This is a genomic window from Bacillus sp. L75 (assembly GCF_003676355.1).
Taxonomy (GTDB): Bacteria; Bacillota; Bacilli; order Bacillales; family Bacillaceae; genus Bacillus; species Bacillus velezensis.
Map to the genome: position 1 here is coordinate 222 of NZ_ML064960.1, position 218 is coordinate 439.

Consider the following 218-nt stretch of genomic DNA (forward strand, 5'->3'; position numbering starts at 1 on the left):
ACCAAACCACGTAAAGCCGCCTTTTCATCAATCGTATAACCTTTTACTCTCTTCTTGTTTTTCAATAACTGTCTAGCACCTATACGTAATCCGTTTTCGAACCCGCTAGCCTGTAATGATGCGTTTTCTATTAAATCCTCCATGTCTTGAGCTTTGAATGCTCGCTGAGCTAAGCCTCTTGCATTCTTGAATTTACCGCCAACTTCAGCGGATAAACC

At 41.7% G+C, this 218-nt stretch carries 1 protein-coding gene; it reads right to left on the minus strand.

Annotation, left to right across the window (positions count from 1 at the left end; translation table 11 throughout):
• Window positions 1-218 (minus strand): hypothetical protein (locus D5S11_RS20115; protein WP_206504720.1); only part of this gene is annotated, 218 nt, incomplete at both ends.